This is a genomic window from Streptomyces sp. O3, assembly GCF_054788135.1.
The window spans coordinates 1-363 of record NZ_JBTVYK010000150.1 but is presented as its reverse complement, the minus strand read 5'-3'; the positions used below and the strand labels follow the sequence as shown (position 1 = coordinate 363).

General features: G+C 68.0%; 1 protein-coding gene. It reads left to right on the top strand.

Going from position 1 to position 363, the window contains the following annotated elements; genetic code table 11:
* Positions 1–363: condensation domain-containing protein (locus ACX6XY_RS30110; RefSeq protein WP_460337807.1), on the top strand; the 363-nt coding region annotated here is incomplete at both ends.

Here is a 363-nt window from a genome sequence, read left to right as displayed (position 1 = left end):
GACGTTGTTCATGGTGGTGCAGGCCGCGCTCGCCGCCACCCTCACCCGCCACGGCGCCGGAACCGACCTCCCCCTCGGCACCACCATCGCCGGACGCGACGACCACGCACTCGACCACCTCACCGGATTCTTCGTCAACACCCTCGTCCTCCGCACCCAAACCCACGACAACCCCACCTTCACCCAACTCCTCCACCGCACCCGCACCACCGACCTCACCGCCTACCACCACCACGACACCCCCTTCGACCGCATCGTCGAACACCTCAACCCCCACCGCACCACCACCCACCACCCCCTCATCCAGATCATGCTCCAAGTCCACCCCACCACCCCCACCACACCACCCCACGGCCCACTGGC